This window comes from Streptomyces sp. NRRL B-24085 (assembly GCF_001282115.1).
In the GTDB taxonomy this organism is placed as follows: domain Bacteria; phylum Actinomycetota; class Actinomycetes; order Streptomycetales; family Streptomycetaceae; genus Streptomyces.
This window is the reverse complement of the sequence record NZ_LJBR01000656.1, coordinates 1-3,386: the sequence shown is the minus strand read 5'-3', so window position 1 is coordinate 3,386 and position 3,386 is coordinate 1. Positions and strand designations below refer to the sequence as shown.

2 protein-coding genes are annotated in these 3,386 nt (G+C 75.2%); one reads left to right on the top strand and one right to left on the bottom strand.

The window, feature by feature from the left end; all coding sequences use genetic code 11:
* Nucleotides 1-84: 84 nt before the first annotated feature.
* Nucleotides 85-1,776 (top strand): bifunctional 3'-5' exonuclease/DNA polymerase, encoded by a 1,692-nt coding sequence (locus AOJ26_RS40915; RefSeq protein WP_053853384.1) that lies wholly within the window; start codon nucleotides 85-87, stop codon nucleotides 1,774-1,776.
* Here AOJ26_RS40915 and AOJ26_RS40910 read toward each other — a convergent pair.
* Nucleotides 1,777-3,386 (bottom strand): tetratricopeptide repeat protein (locus AOJ26_RS40910; RefSeq protein WP_159044538.1); only part of this gene is annotated, 1,610 nt, incomplete at its 5' end.

Sequence of the window (3,386 nt, the reverse complement as noted above, 5' to 3'; positions counted from 1 at the left end):
GCCCAGCCCCCGCCCCCGTACGGGCGCCGTGGCCTGCGCTGTCCGGAAGGTCCGTTGTCAGAGGTGGCTGGCAGACTCGCAGGTGTGACCGACCGCTGGGCTCTCGCTCCGGCCGAGGACGGTGGTGTGGAGCTGGCCGCCCTCGGGTCCGACGGGCTGCCCGTGGGACCGGTGCTGCGGGAGCGGGATCTGGTCGAGGCCGTGCGGGGGCGGCCGGAGGTGACGCGGTGGGTGTGGCGGTCCACCGCCGAGGTCTATCCGCGCCTGCTCGCCGCGGGGGTGCGGGTGGAGCGGTGTTACGACATCGAGGACGCCGAGACCCTCCTGCTCGGCCACGAGGGGCGGTACGGGGAACCGCGTTCGGCCGCCGCCGCCCTGGCCCGCCTGCGCGGCGGCCCGGTACCGCCCGATCCGCCACAGCGCGCCGCCGAACCGGGCTCGCAGTCCTCCCTGTTCGAGCCGCAGAGCGTCCATGTGCCGCTGACCGACCTCGTCGAGGTCTACGCCGACCAGCAGCGGCGGCACGACACCACCGCGCACCCCGACCGGATGCGGCTGCTGACCGCCGCCGAGTCGGCGGGAATGCTGGTGGCCGCCGAGATGAACCGCGCCGGGCTGCCGTGGAGCGCCGAGACCCACCGCCGGGTGCTGCACGAACTGCTCGGCGAGCGGTACGCCGGTGGCGGTGAGCCCCGGCGCCTCGCCGAGCTGGCCGACGAGGTGTCCGCGGCCTTCGGGCGCCGGGTGCGGCCCGACCTGCCCGCCGATGTCGTCAAGGCGTTCGCGCAGGCGGGCATCAAGGTGAGGTCGACGCGGCGGTGGGAGATCGAGTCCCTGGACCATCCGGCCGTGAAGCCGCTGGTCGAGTACAAGAAGCTGTACCGCATCTGGGTCGCCCACGGCTGGTCCTGGCTCCAGGACTGGGTGCGGGACGGGCGGTTCAGGCCCGAGTTCCTCGCCGGCGGGACCGTCACGGGCAGATGGGTCACCAACGGCGGCGGCGCCCTCCAGATCCCCAAGGTCATCCGGCGCGCGGTGGTCGCCGACCCCGGCTGGCGGCTGGTCGTCGCCGACGCCGACCAGATGGAGCCGCGGGTGCTCGCCGCCATCTCGCGCGACCCGGGACTCATGGAGGTGGCCGGCCGCGCGACCGACCTCTACCAGTCCGTCTCCGACCGGGCCTTCTCCGGCGACCGCGCCCAGGCCAAACTCGCCGTGCTCGGCGCGGTCTACGGCCAGACCTCCGGCGACGGGCTGAAGAACCTGGCCGCCCTCAGACGCCGCTTCCCGAAGGCGGTCGCGTACGTCGACGACGCGGCCCGCGCCGGCGAGGAGGGCCGGCTGGTGCGGACCTGGCTGGGGCGGACCTGCCCGCCCGCGGCCGGGGCGGGTGACGCGGAGGAGGCGGGCATCCCCCAGGACGACCCGGCCGGGCCGCCCGCTTCCGGCGAGGACGGCTGGGTGCCGGGGTACGCCTCCACCAACTCCCGCGCCCGCGGCCGCTTCGCCCGGAACTTCGTGGTGCAGGGCAGCGCCGCCGACTGGGCCCTGCTGCTGCTCGCCGCGCTGCGGCAGGCCTGCGCGGGGATGGCTGCCGAACTGGTCTTCTTCCAGCACGACGAGGTGATCGTGCACTGTCCCGCGGAGGAGGCCGAGGCGGTCGTGGCGGCCATCGGAGCGGCGTCGGACCTGGCCGGGCGGCTGACGTTCGGTGAGACGCCGGTGCGGTTCCCGTTCACGACGGCGGTCGTGGAGTGCTACGCGGACGCGAAGTGATCACCGTAAGCCCGAGTCGTCGAGCAGGGCGATGAGTTCCTGGAGCACCGCCCGCTCGTCCGTGCCGTCCAGCGCGTCGAGAGCGGCCCGCCACTGCTCGTGCGCCTCCTCGGTCCGGCCCCGCTCGCGCAGCAGGAGTCCGTGCTGGTGGCGGGCGAGGGCGCCGGTGTAGCGGTCGGCGCGGGCGTCCGCGCGGCGCAGCAGTTCCGCGCACTCCGCGGCGGCGCGTTCGCCGTGGCCGATCAGGCGCAGGGCGCGGACCAGGCCGAGGCGGGTCTGCGACTCACCGTGCCAGTCGCCGAGGCTGCCGAGGATGCGCAGGCTCTCCTCGAAGTGCGCCACCGCGGCGGCCGGTTCGCCGAGGGTGAGATGGGCGTGGCCGATGTTGCAGTGCGCCGAGTGCCGTACGACCACGCTGCCGGTCCTCTCCCCGATGGCGAGCGAGCGGCGGTGCTGCTCGATGGCGGCGCGCGGGTCGGTGTGCTCGTACAGGTTGCCGAGGTTGCTGTGGGTGACGGCCTCGCCGTAGGGGTCGTTCAGCCGCCGTGCGTAGGCGAGGCTCTGCCGCAGAGCCTCGCCCGCCTCGGCGTGCCGGCCCAGGCCTTCGAGCAGCAGGCCCCGGTTGTTGAGGCAGCGGCGCGTCCAGGAGTCCCTGCCGAGCCGTCGCCAGATCGCGAGGGCCCGGTCGTTGAGGGCCAGGGCCTCGCTGTGCCGCCCGGTCAGGAAGTGCAGTCCGGCCAGGTCGCCCAGGGCGCACGCCTCGGCCTCCTCGTCGCCGAGCCGTCGCGCCACGGTGAGCGCGGCCCGGCACAGGACCTCGGTCTCGGCGACCCGGCCGCTGCGCTGGAGGAGGGGCGACAGCAGCCGCAACAGCGTGGAGACGTGCGCGGCGGTGCGTTCGTCGGGGGTGTCCCGGTGCCGTTCGGCCAGGGCGACGATGTTCTCCAGCTCCGACTCACCCCAGGCGAAGGCCTTCTCCGAGGAGGGGAACGGCGGAATGGCCAGGACGTGCGCCGCGTGCTCCGGTGGCTGCGCGGCGGTCGGGCGGCGGCGGTCCTCCAGGTCGAGACCGGGTTCGACGATCGCGGCGAGGGCGCGTTCGGCGACGGCCGCGTACCAGCGCAGGGCGGTGCGGGCGATGTCGGGGGCGTGCCCGGTGCCCGCAAGTTCCCGCGCGAAGTCGCGGACCAGGCCGTGCGGGGCGTAGCGGCCGTACGCCTTCTCCTCCAGCAGGGCCACGTCGACGAGGCGGTCGAGCGCGTCCTCCGCGCGGGTCTCGTCGGTGCCGTCGGTGCCGAGGAGGCGGGCGACGAGGGGGACGCCGTAGGTGGGCAGGTCGAGGGCGCCGATACGGCACAGGGCGAGCGCGGCGTCGCGGTCGGAGCGGCGGCCGGAGGCGGCGAGGGCGTCGTGGGCGACGGCCAGGGACCGGCGGACGGACAGGTCGTCGTACTCCAGGTGCCGCAACCGGTCCTCGGCGGCGGCCAGTTGGTCGGCGAGGACGTCGGGGGTGAGGGCGTGCCGGGCGGCCAGCCGGGCGGCCACGACGCGCAGGGCCAGCGGGAGACGGCCGGTGAGTTCTATGAGGGGGTGCGTGGCGTCTATGGGGG